Annotated in this window: 17 protein-coding genes; 1 reads left to right on the top strand and 16 read right to left on the bottom strand. The window is 67.7% G+C overall.

Annotated elements, in window-relative coordinates; all coding sequences use genetic code 11:
- Positions 1 to 18 precede the first annotated feature (18 nt).
- The 5 genes from PUR53_RS31835 to PUR53_RS31815 form a co-directional block, all read right to left on the bottom strand.
- The gene (locus PUR53_RS31835) at positions 19 to 1,491 is read right to left on the bottom strand and encodes an SCO6880 family protein (protein ID WP_329910496.1); all 1,473 of its coding nucleotides are present in this window, start codon (positions 1,489 to 1,491) and stop codon (positions 19 to 21) included.
- A gap of 135 nt (positions 1,492 to 1,626) precedes the next feature.
- Complete coding sequence (locus PUR53_RS31830) at positions 1,627 to 3,018, bottom strand: SCO6881 family protein (protein WP_329910494.1); 1,392 nt, start codon at positions 3,016 to 3,018, stop codon at positions 1,627 to 1,629.
- Between the two features lie 27 nt (positions 3,019 to 3,045).
- Positions 3,046 to 3,735, bottom strand: coding sequence for a hypothetical protein (locus PUR53_RS31825; protein ID WP_329910493.1), 690 nt, complete (start codon positions 3,733 to 3,735; stop codon positions 3,046 to 3,048).
- On the bottom strand, positions 3,735 to 4,043 hold the full coding sequence (locus PUR53_RS31820) for a DUF6112 family protein (RefSeq protein WP_067020063.1): 309 nt from the start codon (positions 4,041 to 4,043) through the stop codon (positions 3,735 to 3,737). The genes PUR53_RS31825 and PUR53_RS31820 overlap by 1 nt, the downstream gene beginning before the upstream one ends.
- A gap of 94 nt (positions 4,044 to 4,137) precedes the next feature.
- Entirely contained in the window at positions 4,138 to 5,283 is a 1,146-nt protein-coding gene (locus tag PUR53_RS31815; protein ID WP_329910492.1) for a C40 family peptidase, read from the bottom strand.
- A gap of 578 nt (positions 5,284 to 5,861) precedes the next feature.
- Between PUR53_RS31815 and PUR53_RS31810 the strand changes: the two genes are divergently transcribed.
- Positions 5,862 to 6,608, top strand: a complete 747-nt coding sequence (locus tag PUR53_RS31810) for a DNA-methyltransferase (protein ID WP_329910491.1) — start codon at positions 5,862 to 5,864, stop codon at positions 6,606 to 6,608.
- Positions 6,609 to 6,704: 96 nt separating this feature from the next.
- Here PUR53_RS31810 and PUR53_RS31805 read toward each other — a convergent pair whose 3' ends face one another.
- From PUR53_RS31805 to dndB, 11 genes are all read right to left on the bottom strand, one after another.
- A complete protein-coding gene (locus tag PUR53_RS31805; protein ID WP_329910490.1) occupies positions 6,705 to 7,640 on the bottom strand; it encodes a DUF5655 domain-containing protein in 936 nt (311 codons plus the stop codon).
- A 120-nt stretch (positions 7,641 to 7,760) separates the two neighbouring features.
- Positions 7,761 to 8,918, bottom strand: a complete 1,158-nt coding sequence (locus tag PUR53_RS31800; RefSeq protein WP_329910489.1) for a helix-turn-helix domain-containing protein — start codon at positions 8,916 to 8,918, stop codon at positions 7,761 to 7,763.
- The gene (locus PUR53_RS31795; protein WP_329910488.1) at positions 8,908 to 9,714 is read right to left on the bottom strand and encodes a hypothetical protein; all 807 of its coding nucleotides are present in this window, start codon (positions 9,712 to 9,714) and stop codon (positions 8,908 to 8,910) included. Before PUR53_RS31795 ends, PUR53_RS31800 begins: the two co-directional genes overlap by 11 nt.
- A 270-nt stretch (positions 9,715 to 9,984) precedes the next feature.
- The gene (locus tag PUR53_RS31790; protein WP_329910487.1) at positions 9,985 to 12,168 is read right to left on the bottom strand and encodes a hypothetical protein; all 2,184 of its coding nucleotides are present in this window, start codon (positions 12,166 to 12,168) and stop codon (positions 9,985 to 9,987) included.
- Positions 12,169 to 12,346: 178 nt separating this feature from the next.
- Positions 12,347 to 14,077: an ATP-binding protein gene (locus PUR53_RS31785; protein ID WP_329910486.1), complete on the bottom strand. Its 1,731-nt coding sequence runs from the start codon at positions 14,075 to 14,077 to the stop codon at positions 12,347 to 12,349.
- Positions 14,078 to 14,086: 9 nt separating this feature from the next.
- Positions 14,087 to 14,488 carry a GIY-YIG nuclease family protein gene (locus PUR53_RS31780; RefSeq protein ID WP_329910485.1) on the bottom strand — a complete coding sequence of 134 codons (402 nt, stop codon included), beginning with the start codon at positions 14,486 to 14,488 and terminating at the stop codon, positions 14,087 to 14,089.
- A complete protein-coding gene (locus PUR53_RS31775; RefSeq protein ID WP_329910484.1) occupies positions 14,485 to 14,955 on the bottom strand; it encodes a hypothetical protein in 471 nt (156 codons plus the stop codon). The genes PUR53_RS31780 and PUR53_RS31775 overlap by 4 nt, the downstream gene beginning before the upstream one ends.
- Before the next feature lie 297 nt (positions 14,956 to 15,252).
- Positions 15,253 to 15,633: a DNA sulfur modification protein DndE gene (dndE, locus tag PUR53_RS31770; protein ID WP_329910483.1), complete on the bottom strand. Its 381-nt coding sequence runs from the start codon at positions 15,631 to 15,633 to the stop codon at positions 15,253 to 15,255.
- The gene (gene dndD / locus PUR53_RS31765) at positions 15,623 to 17,614 is read right to left on the bottom strand and encodes a DNA sulfur modification protein DndD (protein ID WP_329910482.1); all 1,992 of its coding nucleotides are present in this window, start codon (positions 17,612 to 17,614) and stop codon (positions 15,623 to 15,625) included. Before dndD ends, dndE begins: the two co-directional genes overlap by 11 nt.
- Positions 17,601 to 19,097: a DNA phosphorothioation system sulfurtransferase DndC gene (dndC, locus tag PUR53_RS31760; protein WP_329910481.1), complete on the bottom strand. Its 1,497-nt coding sequence runs from the start codon at positions 19,095 to 19,097 to the stop codon at positions 17,601 to 17,603. Before dndC ends, dndD begins: the two co-directional genes overlap by 14 nt.
- Positions 19,094 to 20,224 (bottom strand): DNA sulfur modification protein DndB, encoded by a 1,131-nt coding sequence (gene dndB, locus PUR53_RS31755; RefSeq protein WP_329910479.1) that lies wholly within the window; start codon positions 20,222 to 20,224, stop codon positions 19,094 to 19,096. The genes dndC and dndB overlap by 4 nt, the downstream gene beginning before the upstream one ends.
- Positions 20,225 to 20,229: the final 5 nt, after the last annotated feature.

Here is a 20,229-nt window from a genome sequence, read left to right as displayed (position 1 = left end):
AAGGGGGGAGGGCCGGCATCAGACGGCGAGGGCGAGCGGCATGGCGGCGGCGGTGAACGCCTCGGCCTGCTGCCAGGTGAGCGGCCGGAGGTCGAGCTGGGCGCCGACCGCCGCGGTCTCCACGACCGCGCAGGCGGAACGAAGTTCCTCCTCGGAGTCGGCCGAGACGGTCAGCAGGCCGGTCAGGGCAACATCCGCGTGGCCGGCGATGAGCTGCCGCTCACGGGACTTGATGTCCTGGTACTCGATGGAGTCCGCTTCGGAGTCGACCTGGCCACGCCGCGCCCGCTCGGCGGCGTCCGCGATCACGCTGGCTTTCTTGCGCTGGACATCACGCAGGGCGGCGTCCAGCCCTTTCGGCTCGTACGACAGCGACAGGGTTCGCCGCACTCCGGCGGTGAACAGCAGCTGGTGCAGGAAGCCCGCTGACGTCTCGGTGCGGGGCCAGTTCTCCACCCAGTACGTGGAGTGGACGGCGGAGTCGGTCGCGATGTGGTCCGACTTCTCGACGACCACGACCGGGCCGGCTGCGGCTGCGTCGGCCTCGGGGCGCCCGGAAGAGGACCAACGGTCCAGTGCGGAAAGGGCCTTGGGGTCGTACGCCGTTCGTACGACTGCCGCGATCTCGCGGGCGGTGAGCCAGCCGGTGGGGTTGAGCCCGGCGGTGCGCGCGGCCTGGTCGAAGGTCGAGGTCAACTGCGCCAGGACGCTGAACGACCCGGTCAGACCACCACCGGCCTGGTTGATCAGGCGTCGCGCGGCCTTGGCGTCCAGCGAGATGGCGACGTACGCCTCGTGCGGAGCCGCAGCCGGGCCGGCGCTCTGGATCAGCTCGCTGTAGACCTGCCCGGCCGCCGGGGCATCGGGCTGGCCGTGCTCCTCCCAGTACCGGCGAAGGGCGTCGCCGGAGTCCGGCACGGTGCGCTCGATCACCTGGATCCGGGCGACCTGACCGGTGCGGGCCAGTGCGGCGAGAGCACGCCCCCAGCCGTTGACGTTGGCGTTCTGGGTGCCCGGGTCGAGCAGCGCGTAGGCGCGGGAGGACACCTTGACGACAGCGGTCAACGTGCCGGCGTGGGGATCGTGGACCGCGCCGTACCGGCGGTCGGGTGCGGTGACCACACGCAGGCTGGCGGCGGTACCGGGCAGGTGGAGGAGTCCATCGCGGACCGGGCGGCGGGAGGGCCGGACGAGCCAGATCAACTGGCCCCGCATCCGGCGGAGCACGTACCGGGTGACGATCGGAGCCCAGTCGGCCAAGGCTCGGCCTCGGTAGCGGACGAAGACGAGCAGGGCGATGGCGGCCCACAGCGGGACGAGTTCGAGAGCGCCGACCACGCCACGGGCGAGGATCACGGCGAGCAGGAGCAAGCCGGTGAGGCTCACGACGATCAGCTGCGGGGCGGTCAGGCCGAGCAGGATGCCGCGCCTGCTGCGGTGCGGGAACTTCACGGTGGCCGTGGTGGCTTCGGCCTGGCGGTTGTCAGACATGGCGGTTCCAGACAGTGGGAGCGGGCGGGACGAGGCGGAGGCGTGGCGCTCTTCCGGAGGTCATCGCAGGACTCCACCCGTGGGGTCGGGGAAGGGGGCGGGCCGGAGGGAAGCAGCCCGCCCCCGAGTGGTGGGTCAGGACCCCGACGGCGGCTGGTCGGGGTAGACCCAGCTCGTCGGAGTCGGGGAGCCGGTCGCCGAGGGACCGGTGGAGGGCGGCGATGGTGCGGCGGGACCCCCGGGCGGAGCGGCACCCACGCGGGTCAAGCTGCTGCCCGGAATCGACGCGCCAGCGGGCTGAGGGGCGAAGGGAGCGCCCTCGGAGCCTCCTGCTTCGCTGTCGGCAGGCCGTGTGATCAGAGCGGGGATGCCGGGGCGCTGGATCAGGGCGCGGCCCTTGTCGCCGGAGGCGTTCGGGTCCTCGCCGTACCGGAAGCGGGTCTGCGGCTTCGGAGGTCCGGCGTCGATACCCTCCTTGCTCAGGTTTCCGCCGGTGGGGTTGATGCCGGAGGCGACACCGTCGCTGCCCGCGCCGGGGACCTTGCTCGGCCCCTGCGGAGCGGGAGTGCCGGTGCTGGCCTGCATCGCGAGGCTGCCTGCGGTCTTCGCCGCGCCTGCGGCGACCGTCATGCCGGCGACGCCGGTACGGTGCAGGTCGTCGTGTCCGCCGCCGTCACTCGCCCAGTGGACGAACTTGTAGGTGGCGTACGGGCAGAGCAGGACCAGGACCATCACGACGATGCCGGCCATCGCGTCGGAGAGGGCGGCCATGCCGTCCGTGGCGTCGGACTTGCCCATGGCCGAGACGCCGATCAGGAAGACCACGGTCATCAGCAGTTTTGACACGACCAGGGTGGCCGTTGCCTCGATCCAACCCCGCCGCCAGCGCTTGGCGACCTCCCAGCCACCACCGGCTCCGGCGAAGACGGCGAGGGCGACCATGATCAGGACGCCGACCTTGCGGGCGACCATCACGCCCCAGTACATGAACGCGCCGATCGCGCAGCCGAAGGCGACCAGGGCTGGGATGGTCCAGCCGAGGGCGTACATCGGCCCCAACTGGTTGACCTTGATGACGCGGCGGATCGCGTCGTCCACCGAGGTGTTAGCCGCTTGGAACAGGCCGTCGGACAGGGCGTCGACCACCGTGATGGCGACGGAGGTGAAGGCTACGGCGCAGAAGGAGAAGAGGACGCCGGTCATCGTGCCGATCGCGGCTTGGGCGAGTGCGCGTTCGTCCCGTCGCCAGGCCGCGAGCATCAACTGGATGCAGAACGTGCCGACGGTCAAGGCGAGGCCAATGGGCAACAGCAGCTCGTAGTTGTCCCGGAACCAACCGGCGTTGAGATCGATGGCGGTGGTCTCGTTGACGGCCCTGGCGGCGAGATCGGCCGCGCTGGCGGCCAGCTCGCCCGCTGACTTCGCGATCCACGCCCCGATGCCGTCGGTGACGGTCCCGGCGGGGTTGGTGGCGAAGTCGACGGCGCCGCAGACCTTGTCCATCAGCGGAAAGTCGCAGACTCCCATGGCGGTACCTCCTTTCTGGGTTGGGGGTCAGGGCGCGACGGCCGACAGGACACCGGCCAGGGCGCAGGGCTGGGAGGGGCGGCACTGGACCGCGAGGGTGGTGACGCGGTTCTCGGCGCCGCCGTGCGGCGAGCCTTTCCAGGCGATCGACTGTTTGCCGGAGACCGTCACGGCGTAGACGTACGCGGTGGTGATCGCCCCGGGGTCCGCCTGCAGGGCCTGGGTGAACGAGTCGGGGAAGTGCGCCTCGTTCACGGTGGCGGTGGCGAACTGGCCGTTGGCGGCCATCTGCTTCCACAGCGCGCGCGAGGGGACAAGCGCGTCGACCGAGGCGGTGTCGGCGTACTTCTTCTCGCTGGTCAGCCACCCGCGCAGGGCGGCCACCAGCTCGCGCTGGGAGTAGGCGCGGGTGTCGTAGGACCACAGCGCCGCGGCTGCCGCCTTGCCGAAGGCGATCGGGTCGTGCGTGGACGGGGGAACCGGCAGGTCGCCGCGGCTGCTGTGCGGTCGTGACGAGGCGGAAGCAGAAGCGGTCGGGGCAGAGGGGGAAGCCGAACTCACCTGCGTTGCGGGAGTTTTGGATGAGGTCCTGCCGTCGCGGGTGATGTAGGCGGTCAGGCCGGCGAGGGCGACGAGCACCGCCAGGACAGCGGTGCCGAGCAGCGCCCGGCGGCGCACGCGAGAAGCGCCGCCGGGGTTCGTGGAGCGGGAAGACATCAGCGGACCTGGCTTCCCAGCGTGCTGAAGAACGCCACCACGCCGTTCGCGGCACCCAACAGGAGGGCCGCGCCGGCGCTGACCAGCACGCCCTTCTTGCCGTTGGCCTCGGCCTGGTGGCCGCCGGAGTGGTGGCCCCAGGCCCACACGCCCGCACTGACGGCGAGCGCGCCGACCACGGCGATGATCCCGAAGAGGTTGATCGAGCCCATCACCTGCTTGAGGACCGACAGACCCGGCAGCCCGCCCTCGTTCGGCTTGATCCCGGGGTCGTAGGCGAGCTGGACGACCGTGTCGACGAGGTACATAGTTGTGAACTCCAGTTCGATTTGGTGCACGCCAAAGCCCCGAGGGGGCGAAGCGCCAGTGCAGGAGGGGGAGGGGGAGGGGGAGAAGCGCCGGTCAGACGACTCGGCGGGCCGCGAGAATCTGCGGCTTCCAGGACGCGAGGGTCGCGAGGCGGACCACGTCCCCGGTGCGCGGGGCGTGCACGATCAGGCCTTGGCCGACGACCATCCCGACGTGTTCCGGGACTTCGGCAGTCCCTTCGGTGAAGACGAGGTCACCGGGCCGGAGAGCGTCGACCGATACCGGCTTGCCCTCCTTGACCTGCGTGTACGTCGTCCGCGTGAGGGTGACCCCGGCGGCCCTGTACGCCTGCTGCATCAACGAGGAGCAGTCGCAGCGGCCCATGGGGTCGGTCCCGTGGGAGTCGGTGCAACTCCCGCCCCACTGGTACGGGGTGCCGAGTTGGCCGAGCGCCCAGCGGATCGCTGTCTGGACCTTGGGTGGAGCGTCTGCCGGGATCTTGTATCCGGTCGGCACCGCGCCGGGCGGGATGGTTCCAAAGTCGGTGCCGTCCCCGTCGGCCGTACAGCCGCCCGCAGTACTCGACGCGGCGCTGGCCGTGCTGTCCGAGCCGGACGGCGAAGGGCTCGGCGACGTGCCGCCGGCCTTCGACAACAGCGGCTCGATCGCCTGCTGCAAGGCGGTGGCAAGGGGCTCCCACTTCGCGTAAGCCTCGGGGAAGCCGGACCTCTGCACCGCTTGGGCGGCCTGGGTGACCGACAGGGACTGCCAGCCCGAGACCTTTTCCAACGCCTCGTAGAACTTCGTCGAGGCGTGCACCGGGTCGAGGATCTCGTTCGCGGTGCCCCACCCCTGCGACGGCCGCTGCTGGAACAAGCCCAGCGAGTCGCGGTCGCCGTAGGTCAGGTTCCGCAGGCCACTTTCCTGCAGGGCTGTCGCCAGAGCCACGATCTGGCCCCGGGCCGGGATGTTCATCGCGACGCCGGTGGCCTGGATGGTCTTGGCGTTGGGAATCTGCTCGGCCGGGTCTCCCAGGCCCGGCACGGAGACCGTGTCCTTGCCGCCGCTGTCCAGGATCGCCTTCACCTGAGCGGCGACGGCCGAGGTATCCACAGCCTGTGGGCCGCCGGTCGAGCAGGAGGCCGTAGCAGTCCCGGCGCCGACGGCGAGGACCGGAACGGCCAGCAGGAGCGGACCGGAGGCGAAGAAACCGACGACCGCTCCGGTGGTCTTCTTCATCGCCGCCGCCGTTCGCCGGGGCGGAGAATCCGGCCGGGCAACGGTGTTGGGTCAGGGCGTGGGCGTATCAGGGCGTGCTGCATCGCAGCGGCTCCTCGCGGTTCGTAGGAGGCGCGGTGCCGACTTCTCGTGCAAAGCCGTCGACACCGCGCCGATGTGAATCCGCCTCTCAGGGCGGGCCCGGGTCAGGGGAGTTGGTAGCTCCCTGACGCCGGGCTCAGGTCATGCGCGGCAGCCAGCCGCGCTCGTAATCTCAGGCGGTGCACCGGGTCTCCTCACGGCTTCGGGAACGGGGAGCCAACGTGCCTTCCGGCCCGCGTCCTTGGACGCGGAAACACGGATCAGCACAGGTCAGCAGGGGTGGAGTCGGGCTCCGCCTCGGTGACGTGGCGAGACAGTAGACCGGGATTCCGGCCGCACCAAACGACTGCCGAACCGGGCCCGAACCACGGCACAGGCTCGTTAGGTGCGGCCGGAAATCGCGGCTAACCTCCGGCGCAACCCCGCTCCGACCGCCTGCTGTTGACCGCACTCCGGAGCTGGCCCAGTCCCGTCGTGCCCTGAAAGAGGCCCCGCACATGAGCTACACGCTGCACCGAGGCGACGCCCTCACCGTGCTGAAGAACCTCCCGGACGAGAGCGTCAACGCCGTCATCACCGACCCCCCGTACAACTCCGGCGGACGCACCAGCTCGGACCGCACCGGCCGCACCGCCCGCGCCAAGTACGTCACGGCCGGATCGGCGCACGACCTGCAGAACTTCCCTGGCGAGAACCGGGACCAGCGGAGCTACCGAAGCTGGCTGACCGCACTGCTTACCGAGGCGTACCGGGCCGCGACCGAGCACTCCGTCGCCATGGTCTTCTCCGACTGGCGCCAGGAGCCGACGACGTCCGACGCCCTGCAGATGGCAGGCTGGACCTGGAGCGGAACGATCCCCTGGATCAAGCCCGCCAGCCGGCCCCGCAAGGGCGGGTTCAAGCAGTCGGCCGAGTTCATCGTCTGGGGCGTCAAGGGCAGCCTCGAAAAGGACCGGGACCTCTACCTGCCCGGCCACTTCATCGCCTCCCAGCCCCGCAAGGACCGGGTCCACATCACCCAGAAGCCGGTCGAGATCATGCAGCAGCTCGTGCAGATCTGCCCCGAAGGCGGCACCGTCCTCGATCCCTTCACCGGCAGCGGTTCCACAGGCGTCGCGGCCTTGCGCGAGGGCCGGCAGTTCGTGGGGGTCGAGCTCTCCGCGCATTACGCCGACGTTGCCGAGGCGAGGCTCCGAGCGGAGCTGACCCAGGACGACTTCGTGCTTGCAGGACCGGACGCATGAGCGTGAGAGCGAACGAACCGGGGCCGACGGACCGCAGACGGATAAGGGCGGCTGGTGCATCGAGAAACCGACGCACCAGCCGCCCTTCCTCTTGCGTCAGGCCGCCTCGAACGCCCACCGGATCAGCGGTACGGCCTTCTCTAGGTCGGCTGCCGAGGCGATACGCACCTCCAGGTCGCCGGTCCCGAGGTGGCCGATACCGCGCATATCCCGGGTGAAGCCCTCCTCCAACGCGACCGTGTCCGGGGCGAGTCTGAGATAGACCAGGATCGCCCCGTGCTTCGGACGGAAGATCACCGATGCCACGTTCATCAGCCGCCGGTAAGCGATGTAGTGCCGCAGCGTCGCCACCTCGACCTCGCCCCACGCCGTGAGTGCGTCGTCCAGCTCCGCGTACAAGTCCCGCAAGCACGCCGGGACGAGCCCGGCACCCGCCGACGGAGGAGTCACCAGTGCTGTCGGCGCGCTGCCGACCGCCACGTCCCGCTCCCGGTTCCGCCGAGACGCAGAGGCAGCCGGGGAGCCGGGCGAGGTGCCGACGAGCAGCAGGCTCAGCAGGCCGCCCTCGAAGACGCGGTAGCGCACCAGATCGATCCGCTCGGGCAGTCGCTGCACGGCCACGCGATCGTGGTGGGAGAAGCCGGCCGCGATGCAGACCACCCGCGGTCGACGCCAGTCGATGGACTCGGCGACCTCCGCGCCCAACACCTTCCGGACCAACGCCTCGAACTCGTGGTGCGCCGAGTCCAGCCAGGACAGATAGGAGACGGCCTGCGACAGCACCCCGCTGTCAGAGCCCTTCTTGTACTCGATCAGCGCAGGTGTGCCGTTCTCGTCCAGGCCGAGCGAGTCGATTCTGCCCCGGTGCCACGGTCCCGTCGGGTACTCGGAGGCAAGGAAACGGATGCCGAGCATCTGCTCCATGCTGGCCTCGATCCGACGCTGGAGGTTGCGCTCCAACACCGCCGCCGATCCACGCACCTCGACGTCCCGGCCATCGCCGTCCACCCGGAACAACTTCAGGTCGGTCACCTGGCCTCACCCTCCCGCCGTCTCTACGACAGGAGCCAATCCCAATCCACGGCGGCGTATTCCAGCTGCGATGGCCAATCTGAAAAGCGGATCTCTCTCCCACTGGGATGCGAACAAAAATCAGACAAGCCGGAGGACCGGTCGGGTGTCTGGCAGGCCCAACAGCTCGCGGACTCGCGCCGGTTTCCAGGCGAGCTCACGTGCCAGGTCCCGGATGGTCAGGCCGGTGTCTTGATCTGCCAGTTCGAAGGCAGAGCGCAGCATGATCGGTTGCTCGCCGGGGAAGTGGCTGACCGGCTCTGGGGAAAAGCCCGGTTGCTGGCGCAGGCCACGTAGCCGCTGGTAGGCACGGCTGGCAGTGGAATCGGAGATCAGTCCGAGCTCGCGGCACCGGTAGACCAGCGAGTGCACCGATACACCCCAGGTACGCGAGAGGGTGGCGAGCTGCGCGAAGTCCAGGCGTCGTGGGAGTACCGGCAGGATGCTGTTCCTGGGAGTAAGGAACTCCGCAGCGAAGGTGTCGGCCTCCCGCTCCTGCTGGGCGTCGCCCGTCGCTGTAGCGTGCAGCACCAAGTGCCCCAGCTCGTGGGCGGCGCTGAAGCGGTACCGGTAGACATCGTCGGCCCGGTTGGCGGTGATAACGGCCAGTGGCCTGGGCAGGCCAGCGCTGGCGAAGGCGTCGACCTTGCTCAACGCGTCGTCCACCGGAGGTGAGACAACGACGATCCCATGGGACTCCATCCGCCTCACCAAGTGCCCCATGGGTCCCTGGCCCAGCGCCCAGTGCTGGCGAAGGGCCCGGGCGGCGGCGATCGGCTCGGCGGGCAGCTCGGTTCCGGGGTGTACCTCCCCGCCTGCAAATCCGGGCAGATTGACCAAGGGAAGCTGTACCCGCTTCTCCAGGGCATGGGTGAGTTCCCAGACTTGACCGGCGAACCCCAGGGCCCGGTTGCGCTGGGCACCTGAGGTAGAGCGCAGGGCTCGGAAGTGGGCCATGGACGCGTTCAACGTGCCAATGGCCCTACCGGCGAGGAAGAAAGTCGCGGGAACATCCAGAACCGTGGCGAGGCGTCCGATCAGTTCGGGCCGGGGCTTGTTGCTCCCCGTCTCGTACTGCCCGACTGCGGCGGCCGTGACGCCGATGGCGTCCGCCACCTGCTTCTTGGTAAGCCCGGCGAGGTGCCGGGCCTGGGTGAGCCGCGCGGCTTCGAAGCCCCGGTTCAGGTCATGAAGGTCGGCGTGGTCGACACCTGGGAGGGTGGGCTGTTCAGTGCTCATCACTCTTCGCCGTGTCGGATTCGGAGGCCTCATGCTCGGTCTTCACCGGCATGTCCAGCTTACGAATCATGTTCCGCTCTGGCTCAGAGCGGGTGGCCAGCATCACGTGCGGGAGCTCGCCGGAGTCGAACACGGGCTGCGCGGCACGCGAATGCGGCACCGAAGCCGGGCGGCCGGGCTGTTCAACAGACAGGGCGGTGAACCGCGAAGCCCAGTCGAGATGACCCGCACCGTCCAGCAAGTTCGCCTGCCCCCACCAGGCGCCGTGCAGCCCGGAGAGGTTCATTACATATGGGATCAGTACGAGTGCCGGCCGGGGGCTGAGCTCGGCGAGTTCAGCCAGCGACCGCCGCAGATCCGGCTCAGGCGGCTCAACTCCGATTCCCGGCAATGCCTCCTCCGCCCAACGCGCCTGCGGGCCGAATGCGGAGAACAGCTCCGCCACGATCTTGGTGATCTTCCGGGGCCACTTCTCTCCGGGGTCGGAGCGCTTTTGGGTGTCGATGCGGAACGGGTACAGCAAGGTGTTGCGGACCAGCACCAGTTCGTAGAAGGTGCCAACTGGCACCATGCGCGTGCCGTCGATCTCCAGGTCGAGGACGTGCTCGGCGACTCGGTCGAACTGGTTAGTCATCCGGGCGCCGGCTGCCGCGTACTGCTTCCCGGACCGAGCGACCGCGTGGACATCAAGCATCGCGTCGCGGGTGTCGAGCAAGCCGGCCTCTACTGCGCCCTGGATCCGCAACGTGTCCTGGCCGAACAGTGCGGCCGACCACAGGGAGTTCCCCTCGCTCATCTGACCTGCTCTCTTCCGGCGGCACCCTTGTCTATCAGGGAGCATGCTACACGAGGGCTTTAGTTGATCTCGCTATTCTTGCATCAGTGGTTTCGAAGTGCCTCCGTATTGTCTCCCCGTCGATGTGGGAGCAGCCGGGCAAGGCCGGCGACTCGGCCCGGAGGAGCAGCGCATCAGACTGTCTTGAGCTGCGGGGCGGTTCGCGCTGTCGCGGATGGCCTGCGACGGTGCTGGGCTTTGCCGTTTGCTTGACCGCCCCGCGCTCGGGGGTTACTGACTGTCGAGATCTTCTTCCGCGCCGGAGGGATTCTCCTCGTCCAGGTCCAGTTCGGCCTGAATGGCCCTGACGGGCTGGTTGGCCCGCCATGCTTCGAACTCCTGGTCCGACACCCCGAACCAGTTGCGGAGGGCCTTCTTGAGCGCGCTGGTGGCCAGCTTCTTTGCCTGCTCCTCCCGTTTGTCAGAGTCGAGCGCGGGCTGGCTGATCTCCAGGGCCTTGCACTGCTGCTTGACGCACAGGTCCAGGTAGAGGCGCCGGGCGTCGCCGAGCCCAGCATCGAAGGCGTCTCGGTCGGTCAGCCACGGGGAGATGTGCTGCCAGACAGAGGGCATGGTGAGGGCCTGCATCCAGAAGTACCGGAAGTACACCGCGTTGGGGGTATCCATGTTGGCGATCTGGTTTATCGGGTTGCTGCAGTCCTTGCTAAAGGCGTACCTGCGGTCGCGGGCGCGGCCCCGGTCCATCTCGAAGAAGGTGTTCCATGCCGTGACCAGGGCTTCCGCGAATGCAGGAAGATCCTTGAGGTCGGCGCCCCCGGGTTGGTTCTTGCGCATCTCCCACAAGGAGCCGAGGGTCATGATCATGCCGAGCTGGCAGGCATGCGTGTTGAAGACGCCGAAGGCGATCTTGCAGCGCCTGACGGCGTCCGGGCGGACCGAGCCGAGGTATTCGTGGGCGCGGTGCTCGTCGAACTCGTTCTCCTTCTCCTTCTGAGCCTCCCAGGCCCGGATCACGTCTGACTTCGGCGGTTTCGGGCCGTCCTGCGTGCGGTTGGCCTGGTAGTGGTCGTAGCTGTCGCGCAGAGTCCAGTAGATCCCGACGCCGCCGAACAGGGCGTCATGGGCGAGCTGGGCGTGGGTGTTCGCGGTGTGCCAGCTGTCCTTGAAGTTGGTGAGGCTGGCTGCGTGGGCGGCGTACGGCGCGGTCCGGGACAGGAGAGTCAAGATTGCCTGGCCCCAGGTGTCCATGAACCTGCTGGCCAGGGCCTCCGAGCGGCCGAGGGGAAACTTGGTGTCGCCGATGCCGTCCAGGTCGTAGGGGTAGCCGGCGTCGTCGAGGTAGTCCGGCAGGAGGCTGACCAAGTCGAGCTGTGTGCGCATGAAGCGGTCGCGTTCCTCGCCCTTCTCTCTGCCGCTGATCGGCTGAGCGAGGTTGGTGAGGTACTTGGGCGGGCCGAAGATGCAGCGGTTGACGGCCATCTTGAGCAGGTGGATGTTCGTCATGACCGACCAGCGGGCGGGGCGGCTGGTGTTCACCTCGGGGTTGTCGTACTCCACGGCGTACAGCGGCAGATACGTGCCGCTGCGGCCACGCAGGGCACTCAGCAGACTGCGGGTGAGTACGTTGGACAGCTCGCCGTCGGACAGCAGGATGATCCGGGACTCGCTCGGCGGGCGCGCCTCCTTGTTGACGTCGACGAACAGCTTGCGCGCCGCCTCATGCGCCCGAGAGGACTCGCCAGTCTCGCCCGGGAACCAGCAGACCGTCACCGGCACCTCGATCTTCGCCAAGTCCACCTCGGAGACCTGGTACTCGTGGAGCAGGTGCTCGACCTGGTGCTGGTAGAAGGGGCGGAACTGCTCGCCGCTGCCCTGCCAACTACGGGACAGGGTCCGCTCGATGGCCAGCAACGCCATTGCCCGGTGCTGGCCGTCGAGGACGACAAGACTCGACTCCGACTGGTTCCACCACAGTTTGCCGAGGTTTGCCCCGTGGAGCTGTCCGTCGGCGCCGACGAGACGGTGCACCCGGAAGGCGTTGGCGGCCCGCTCCTCCTGCCATTGCGCATCGTCATGCTCGACCGAGGTCGGGGCCCCCAGCGCAGGGAAGGCGGTCGGCCGCTTGTTCTGAAACGGCAGGAGCACGGCCACGATCGGAGGGAAGAACGCCGGACCGGTGGACTTCTGCTTGAGCAGGTACGGGATGAGGTTGACAGCCACCCGGTGATCGTCCAGGTCACGTTGGAGCAGCTGGTTGAAGTCAAGATCTCCCGCGTCCATGACCTCCCGAACCGGGACCAGGCTCTTGGTGAGCTGCCGCTCGGGCGCGTCGGCGTCTCCTCCGAGCCTGGCCTTGGTCATGATGTAGTCGACCCGGCCGGCGGGAGTGTCAAAGCTGCCCCAGGTGCCCTGCACGTAGTCACGGAAAGTGATCTTGGAGCCTGCGCCATACATCCTTACGTTGCCTCTCTGAAGACGGTCGTGCCGCAGCAGGCGGCAGGAGAAGGTGCTCATGGGGCCGCACGGCTGTACGGCGGTCCGGGAGTTGGGTCCTCACGCGAACATCGGCGGCCGGTGGTGCACGGGAGCGGCGCCGTGGGCGGGTCGCCGGAGGCGACCCGCCCACACCGCCTCACTGGTCCTTGAATTCCTCGCGCAGCAGCGCTTCTGTGAACATGCCCCAGTAGGTGCGCAGATCGTCGAAGCGCTCGGGGTCCTCGTACATACCCTCCGCTCGTGCGTAGCCCATGAAGAGCAGGTCGATGGCTGCCTCCGCTCGGCGAGCCAGGTCGGTGAGCTCCTCCGGCTCCATGCCCTGCGCGCCCTCGTCGGCGACCTTCTTCAACGGCGCGTACACCTTGTCGAAGAACGCATGGCGGTGGTTGAGCTTGACCACGGACTTGCCGTTGAGGTGGTGAATCACCAGGAACTCCTTGCCTGGCCACTGTGCGTCCAGCAGCGTGATGGGCTTGGAGTTGATCTGCTCGCGCAGCTTTTCGATCTTGGCGGCGTCCTCGTTGGCGTCCAGGCCCATATCCGCGGCGGCTTGCTGAACCACCTTCTCCTCCTGCTCGGGGGTTGCCCCCCGGCCGGCCAGGCCGTTAGGAAGGGCGGGGACGACCTTGGAGGCGGTGTCCATGCTGCCGCTGTGCTCGCCGTTCTCGAACCGCTTCTGGGTCTCTGTCTCCTTCCACATAGCACGGACCTGCCTAAGGGCCTGCTTCACCGGGGGCTTGAGCCACTCCCGCAGTTCGGTCCGCAGCTTGCTGACCGGTTCCGCCCCGCGCTTGACGTTGCGTACCTGGAAGTACTCGTCCAGCTCCGCAGGGAAGCTCACCTCCACCGCGACGTAGCGCAGCACCTTGTCGCTGCGTCCGCCCTCAAGCAGGCGCGGGATGATGTCGTAGTAGATCTCGCGGCCGTTGCGCAGGATGCTGATCTTGGCCGTGTTGTCGGCGTTGATCTGGAACTCGGTGATGTCCTGACCCTTGTGGTCCGTCTCGCCGCCTGCTCCCTGCCAGGGGCGGAATTCCTTGGGGACGATGGCGACCGCGACGTGCACCTTGTGGCCGTCGATGGTCAGGTCGGTTTCCTCGACGAGTTCGCCGCGCGGGTCCAGCGGCTTGTAGCGGGAGATGATCCTGGGGTTGTCCCGGAGGAAGAGCGGGTCGTGGAGCGTGATGACCTTGCCGTCCAGCTCGAACACCCGACCGGTGTCAATGTAGGTCCGGTACGCGCGGGCGATGAACTTGCGCAGTTCCGAGATCTTCTGGTCGAGGGAGGTGCCGTAAGTGCCGCCGCTGGATAGCCGGTCAATCTTCCCGAATACCACGACCGTTCCGGAGGCGAACGGCCGGTCGTCGCGCCCGACCATCAGCTTGGCCGCCTCCGCGGGCCAGACTTCTGCCTCGGTGGTGGTGATGTACTGCTGCTTGCCGTCTCGGATCTCCTGCAGGTCGATGTAACTGTGGTAGATCTTCGGGTTGCCGGTCTGCTTGCTGTAGATGTCGATGCGCTCACCCAGGCTGAGGCCGGCGAGCTTGAGGCCGACGCCGAACCGTCCCAGTCCCTCGCGCTTCCCGTAGCGGCTGCTGTAGCCCATGGAGAGCACATGGTGCATCTGAGTGGGGTCGATGCCGATACCGTTGTCGGCGATGATCATGCTGTCGATCGTCTTCTTGCCGCGGCCGAAGACCGGCAGCACACGCATCAAGGTGGCCTCGGCCTCGATGGAGTTGTCCAGCGGCTCTCCGATGGCGGCGGTGAGGTCGAAGCCAGCGTCGCGCATGGAGTCCAGTGCGCGGTCCACCTGGATGAGTTCGGCGCGATGGTCGTCTGGGGAGAGGAAGAGCGGGGTCGTCATCAGGGGTCCTTAGCTGGCGTCGGTGGACAGGGACTCATGGCGTCCCTGGGCTTGGGTGTGGAGGCGGGTCTGTCTCGCGGCGCGCTGACCGGGAAGGCAGAACGCGCACGGCGTGGGGTGGAAGTCGGGCCGGTCTGGGTGGATGCGGTTGGACACATGAGGCGCCAGGAGATGGAACAGCGCGCACTCGACGTCGTAGGCCCCGGCCACGCTGGGGTGCACGTCGTAGGTGAAGTAGTCGCCGTGCCGGTCGGTGCAGTGTCGAAGGAGCCGTCGGCGGATGTCAGTGTCGCTGCGGCCGATGTACGTCGGGCGGCCGGCCGCCGTGTACAGGACGTAGGTGCCGATCCGCTGCGGCGGGATGAGGGCGCGGACGAGCCAAGGCCGCAGCCGTATGGGCCTGGGGGTCACGCCGCAGCCTCCGCATTCTGCCAGAGCGTCCTGGCGTGGCGGCGGGCGCGGCTGATGCGCTCGCGCATCCTCGGCAGCGGCACATCGAGGTGGCGGGCCATGGAGGCGGCGTCGTGGCCACGAGCGAGGTCGTCGAGCAGGACGCGCTCGGCGCTGGCGAGTTCCGGCTCGGCCTGCAGCCACGCCATGATCTCCACGACCAGGTAGCGGGCGTCGGCGTACCCGTGGTCGGCGCGCTCGTGGTTGAGCGGGACTACGGGGGCGATGGCGCGGCGACGCTCCAGCGCCTCATACGCGTGCCCCATGGCCGACCGGATGCGGTGCTGAGCAGGGGTGGAGGCGTCCGTCGGGTTGCGCAGGAGCTCGTCGAGGGCGCGATCGATGCGGTCGAGCTCATAGGTGTCGCGGCTGGCCAGCGCCTGCTTCTGCAGAGCAGTGACCGCCCCGGCAACGGGGTGGCTGATCATGTTCGCTCCGGATTGTCTGGTGGTGGGCCCCATGCGGTGGCACACGTCCGAAAGGTGAAGCGGTGTTATGGAGTTGTCCGCTTGAGAGTACTTGACGGGACTGACAGGTGACGGTGTTTTGCTCGAAGCTGGCTGCTTCGGCCCAACTGCCCCCTCACTCCTAGAGGTCGGGTGGCAGACGCAGTTGTTGCAGCGCGGCTCAAAGGTTTTTGACGAACCGTCGGAAAACGTCGGCGGCATACACGCCAGGACCCGCCTCCCGAGCGATGAGGGAGGCGGGTCCTGGCAGATGTTGCCCTATTCGGCGGTGACGGCGATGAGCTTCTGGATGGAGCGCAGGTCCTGGCGTCCGGCGAGGAAGCCAATGCCGCGGTGCAGGTGGATAAGCAGCGTCTTGGTCACGGCGGCGTCGGTGGGCTCGTCCCCATCAGCGACGCACCTCTGCTTGAGCAGGGACATGTAGACGTCACCGTGCGGGCCAGCGAAGGTCTTCCAGGCGATCTCGACGTTGGAGTCGGTGGTGATCTCTCGCACGAGCGGGGTAGAGGGGTCGCGCAGGGACAGCGCCAGCGCCCACCGGCACAGCTCGTTCCACTGGCTCAGGCCAGTGTGGCGCTTGAGCCAGGACAGCTGGTCCTTGGCTGCCTGGGACAGTCGGATGGTGATCTCAGACGGCATGCAAGGCTCCCTCGGTCCACCAGTAGCCCTCCGCGACGCGGGTGGTGAACGTGGTGTCGTCGTGCACGAGGACGTAACTGTGGGCGATGGACGGCCTCAGCCGCTGAAGGAGGTGTTCGTCGATCTCCTCGTCTGTGGACAAGAGGAGGACCTGTCGGCCGGCGTGTGGGAAGTAGCGGTCGACGAGGTGCTCGCGATGGCGGCTGTCCAGACGCCCGAGCGGGGTGTCGATCACTGTGGGTAGACGGTTGCCCGCGACCTTAGCCAGCCCCCACAGTAGCGAGATGGCCAGTAGTTGCCGCTCTCCCGCGCTGAGCCGGGCGGGGTCGATGGGTTCCTCGTCGCGGTTGGTCAGCGCGAGCGTGAACTTGTCGGTATCGATCCGCAGATCCTTGATCAGCCCGCTCTTGCGCATCAGCGTCTGGAAGCTGCGCAGCACAGCCACCTCCAGGCTGCTGATGTGCTTGCGCAGGAGCGCCTCGCCGAACCGATCCAACGTGGTGCGGGCCTTGTCCGCATAGGTGATGACGCGCTGAAGCTCCTCCTCGCGGACGAACGTCCTGACCCTCTTCTGCCGCGCGCGCTCCAGGTCCGCTTCGAGGCGCTCATGTCGGGACCTGGCCTCCGCGACCAGCGCCCTGTGATGCTCCACTGCGGCGCGGGCGACGATGACCGCCTCGGAGGCCCGCTGGCGGTCTTCGATCAAAGTCTTGATCTGCTGCTCTTCGGGAACGGCCGCCAACTGGCGCTCGGCCTGCTGAAGTTCGCGCACGGTCTTGTCCGCGGTGCGAAGGAGCTCCGCCGCGCGGGCTGCGTCCGTCTCCAGCACCTCGTCGAGCGTCGACAGTTTCTGCGGGAGATCGGGCGGCAGGGACAGGTCCAGGGCCAGTTCGGTGGCTGCCGCGCGCTTCTTGCGGTCCGCGGTCAGTTTCCTCTTCAGCGCCGTGCGGTCCGCGGCGGGCACGCCGTCCGGCAGCTGGTCGACCAGCCAGGCGTCACGCCTCTCAAGGACGCCGATGACCTGACGAGCTTCGGCCGCCTCCTGCTCGCGCACGGCCTGTTCCGACAGCGCAGCCAGTTGCTCGCGCAGCAGCAGGAGTGGCAGGGGCCCCTCGGCGAGGCCCCGAAGGTCCTTTTGCGTCTGGGCCAGACGCTCTGCCGTGGACTCCTTCGCAGCCTCGAGCCCGCGCCGCTCCTCGTAGAGCCTCCCCCCGGCGCGCTCGAAGTCGCGCTCTATCTTGGCGAGCTGGGCCTGGGCGACGTCCAGGTGCGAGGTGGCATGTGCCAGGAGCTGGCTCTGGTCGGAGACCTCCTGGGCCGCGGCCTGCGACTTGTCCTTGAGGTCGTGGATCTGATCCAGGATGCCCTGATCCTCCTGCGACAGCCGTTGGCGGCGCTGGAGGGCGAGCAGGTCAGTCCGCAGCTGTTCAACGGCCCTGACGCCGAGAAGGGACTGGACGGCGGCTTCGATGACGTCGGCGGCCCGCTCGGGGTCGGCGAGCTGTTCCACTTTCTCGCCGTCGAAGAAGAACAACGACGCCACCTCGAGGGGGAGGATCTCCTCGACGTGCTCAGCCCATGTCTCGCTGATCGTGTCGTCGTACCTGCCGTCCACGGTCACGGCGAGGCTCTCCCGCACCTGCTTGCCCTTGGCGAACCAGGTGCGGGCCACTTCGTAGGTGCGGGGACGGCCCTCGACGGTGATTGAGAACTCCAGCCGCAGCTCGGCGCCGCGCTGCGGATCGGCTGCCCGGTTGATGCTCTCACGCAGGTAGGTGTCGTATGAGCGGTTACCGCGCCCGCTGCAGCGGGCCCTGGGCCCGTACAACACGAGCTGGATGGCGTCGAGCAGGGTCGTCTTGCCGCAGCCGTTCAGGCCGCCGATCAAGACGATCGGGCGCTTGGGCTTCACCCGAAGGTCCAGGCTCTGCCGGCCCTGGTAGGCGCCGAAGTCGTGCAGGGTGAGGTTATGCAGGTGCATCGGTGGTGATCTCTTCGTCCGCCGTCGTCTGTGTCGGGTCGCTCTCGCGCATTGCCTGCAGCCGCTTGGCGAACCGCAGCGCGTCGTCCGCGTCCTCGTAGTAGCCCTTCTTGATCGCCTTCTCCAGGGCCTCGAAAAGGCCGGCCCGCCGTGTCATGGTCCGATACTGGCGCTCGATCGCGAGGAGCTCACGGGTCATCGAGAAGTGGATCGGATCGTCCTCGCAGGCCTCTTTGAGCAGGCCGATCTCCTCGGCGCCCAGGACGAGCTGCTCGTCGAGCGGCAGTCCTGGGAACTTCTCGCCGGTTGCCTGCTCGTAGATCTGCGGCAGGGAGTCCTCGACTTCGTGCTTCTCGAAGACCCAGATCCGGCGGATCTCCTGTAGCTCCGCCATCGAGATCAGCTCAATGTTGCGCACGTGCTCAGGTGCCTTCTTGCGGACCTGGGCTTGGGCGGCGAGGAGCTTGCGTAGCCAGTCCTCGCGGGCTGACTGCTTGTAGGGGCCGGGGATGGGCCGGTCGCCGAACAGCTGCACGTTGCCGTTCATGCGGCGGAAGTCCCGCGTCTTGGCTTCTTTGGTGACGTCGTCGAGCTCGTTGCGGAGCTTGAGCAACGGCCGCATCCACTGCTTCTCGTCGTCGTTGCGGATCATGGCGGTCATCGATTTGTCCTGCTCCACCAGCGTGCAGGTCCAGCAGCCGAAGCGGCTGTCACCGCACGAAGGCGTGCTGTCGTCGACGACCAGCGGGCACTCGGAGTCGTCCGACGCACCCTGGTACATGGTCAGTAGGTCCTTGTTCTTGTGGCCCCACGGATTGGGGTACTGCATCAAGAACGCCCAGACCTCATCGGTCGACCACGCCTCGATTGGGCTGTAGACGAGGGAGTTGGGGAGGTTGCCGTTGGGCGAGAGCCGATCGCGGACCCGCCCCCTCTCGTGCCGGGTCATCGCCCTTGCCCGTGCTTGGCTCTCCGCCTTGCGGATTCCCAGCACGAGGATCGCCTCGCCGTGCCGGCGCACGACGCGCCGGATGAAGGCGTTTGATGGCTTGATCTTCAACCGCTCAGTACACCACCGGAACTTCGGGCGGGGCGCGGGGTAGCCCTTGCCGATCAGACTGACCCAGAAGGTGTCCTTGATCTCCGGGGTCAGTTTGTGCGACTCGATCGGCAGCTGCTGTTCTTGCGCGGCGGTGCGCATGGTGTCCAGGGACTGGCCTACCCATGCGGAGACGACGGGGTTCTCCACCAGGGTGTCGGTGCTGATCACGTGCACCGGCTTCGTGCGCTGTTCGGCCGGTAGGTCCTTGAGCGCGAGCCACACCAGCTGGAGGACGGCCGTGGAGTCCTTGCCGCCGCTGTACCCGACTACCCACGGCACCTCATCAGCGACGTAGAGCTCGCGGATCTCCTCCGTCAACTCCTCGACGACCTTCGCCAGGGGCCGGTCCTGGAAAGGCGCCGCCGCCTTGGGGGTGCTCATGACTCTCCTCGCAGGTAAGCGTCTTCTACACGCTGCTCCTCGGCGCTCAGCTCGAGCTTCAGGTGCTGACGCAGGTAATTCACGGTCAAGGTCAAGTTGTGGTGGCTCTTGGATACGCGTCCGCCGACCAGCGCACGACCCTCCCAGTCGGTGTTGGCGCGCGACCAGTCCACCGATGACAGGCGCTTAAGCGTCGGCGTCCAGCTTCGCGGCGCCAGCGACTTGCGCAGCAGCGAATTACCTACCCTCCCCAGCGCGTGCAGCGCGATCCCATGTGTGTGCAGGTAGTCGCGGCGGACGTCCTGCGCCGACAGCTCCCGGCGCCGGACCAGCTTCCACTCCGGGATCACCGCATCGACCGCGGCCCAGTACGCCTCAGCCAGCTCCCGGGACTGGTCCTTCGTGATCTCCAAGCCCTGCAGCAAGGACTGGGTGGCGTAGTACACAGAGCTCAAGGTGAACAGCTTGCGCGAGCGCTGGGACAGCGTGGAACTCTCCATCTCAACGAAGCCTTTGAACACTGGCCCGCGCATCGCCAGGAGCCGCGCCGTAGTCGCCAGATCGTCACGGTGGTCGTACAGGACCCCGATGGAGCGCGGCGGTCGCACGGCATGCCGGTTCAAGTCGGCGAACATCTGCTGACAGCGGGCGAGTCCGGCGTCGTGGAAGAAGACCACGGCGATCGTCTCCTCGCCCAGGTCGGGGTTCTCCTTCAGGGCCTGTTCGATTGCGGCACGCCGGTGCTGACCGTCGTTAATCAGGAACCGGGCGGCCATCGAGATGCAGATCTGGCCGGCTCGCATTCCTACGCCGCTGTCCGCGATGCCTTCGAAGCGCATGTCGCCATCGACGGAGGCCGTCAGTGCGCTGAAGACGTAGTCGGTGGGGTTGTCGACGAGATAGCGCGTCAGCGCTGGCAGCCGTCCCTTGTTCAAGATCCGCTGGGCGCGCACCTCAGGTGCCAACTCATCCTCGTCGAAGAGGAAGATCTTCGGGATGAGACGCAGTGGGCACATGGACACGTAGAACTCGCGCCCGGCCTGGATGCCGCGGATAGCCGGAAAAACGTACTCAAAACCGGCAGAAGTCGCCGGTTCGACGGGCTGAGAAGCAACAGAAGATCCCACCCGCT

Origin of the sequence: Streptomyces sp. SP18BB07 (assembly GCF_036322545.1) — a bacterium.
Taxonomy (GTDB): domain Bacteria; phylum Actinomycetota; class Actinomycetes; order Streptomycetales; family Streptomycetaceae; genus Streptomyces; species Streptomyces deccanensis.
Note: the sequence above shows the minus strand (reverse complement) of the source record. Positions and strands in the feature narration are given on the sequence as shown.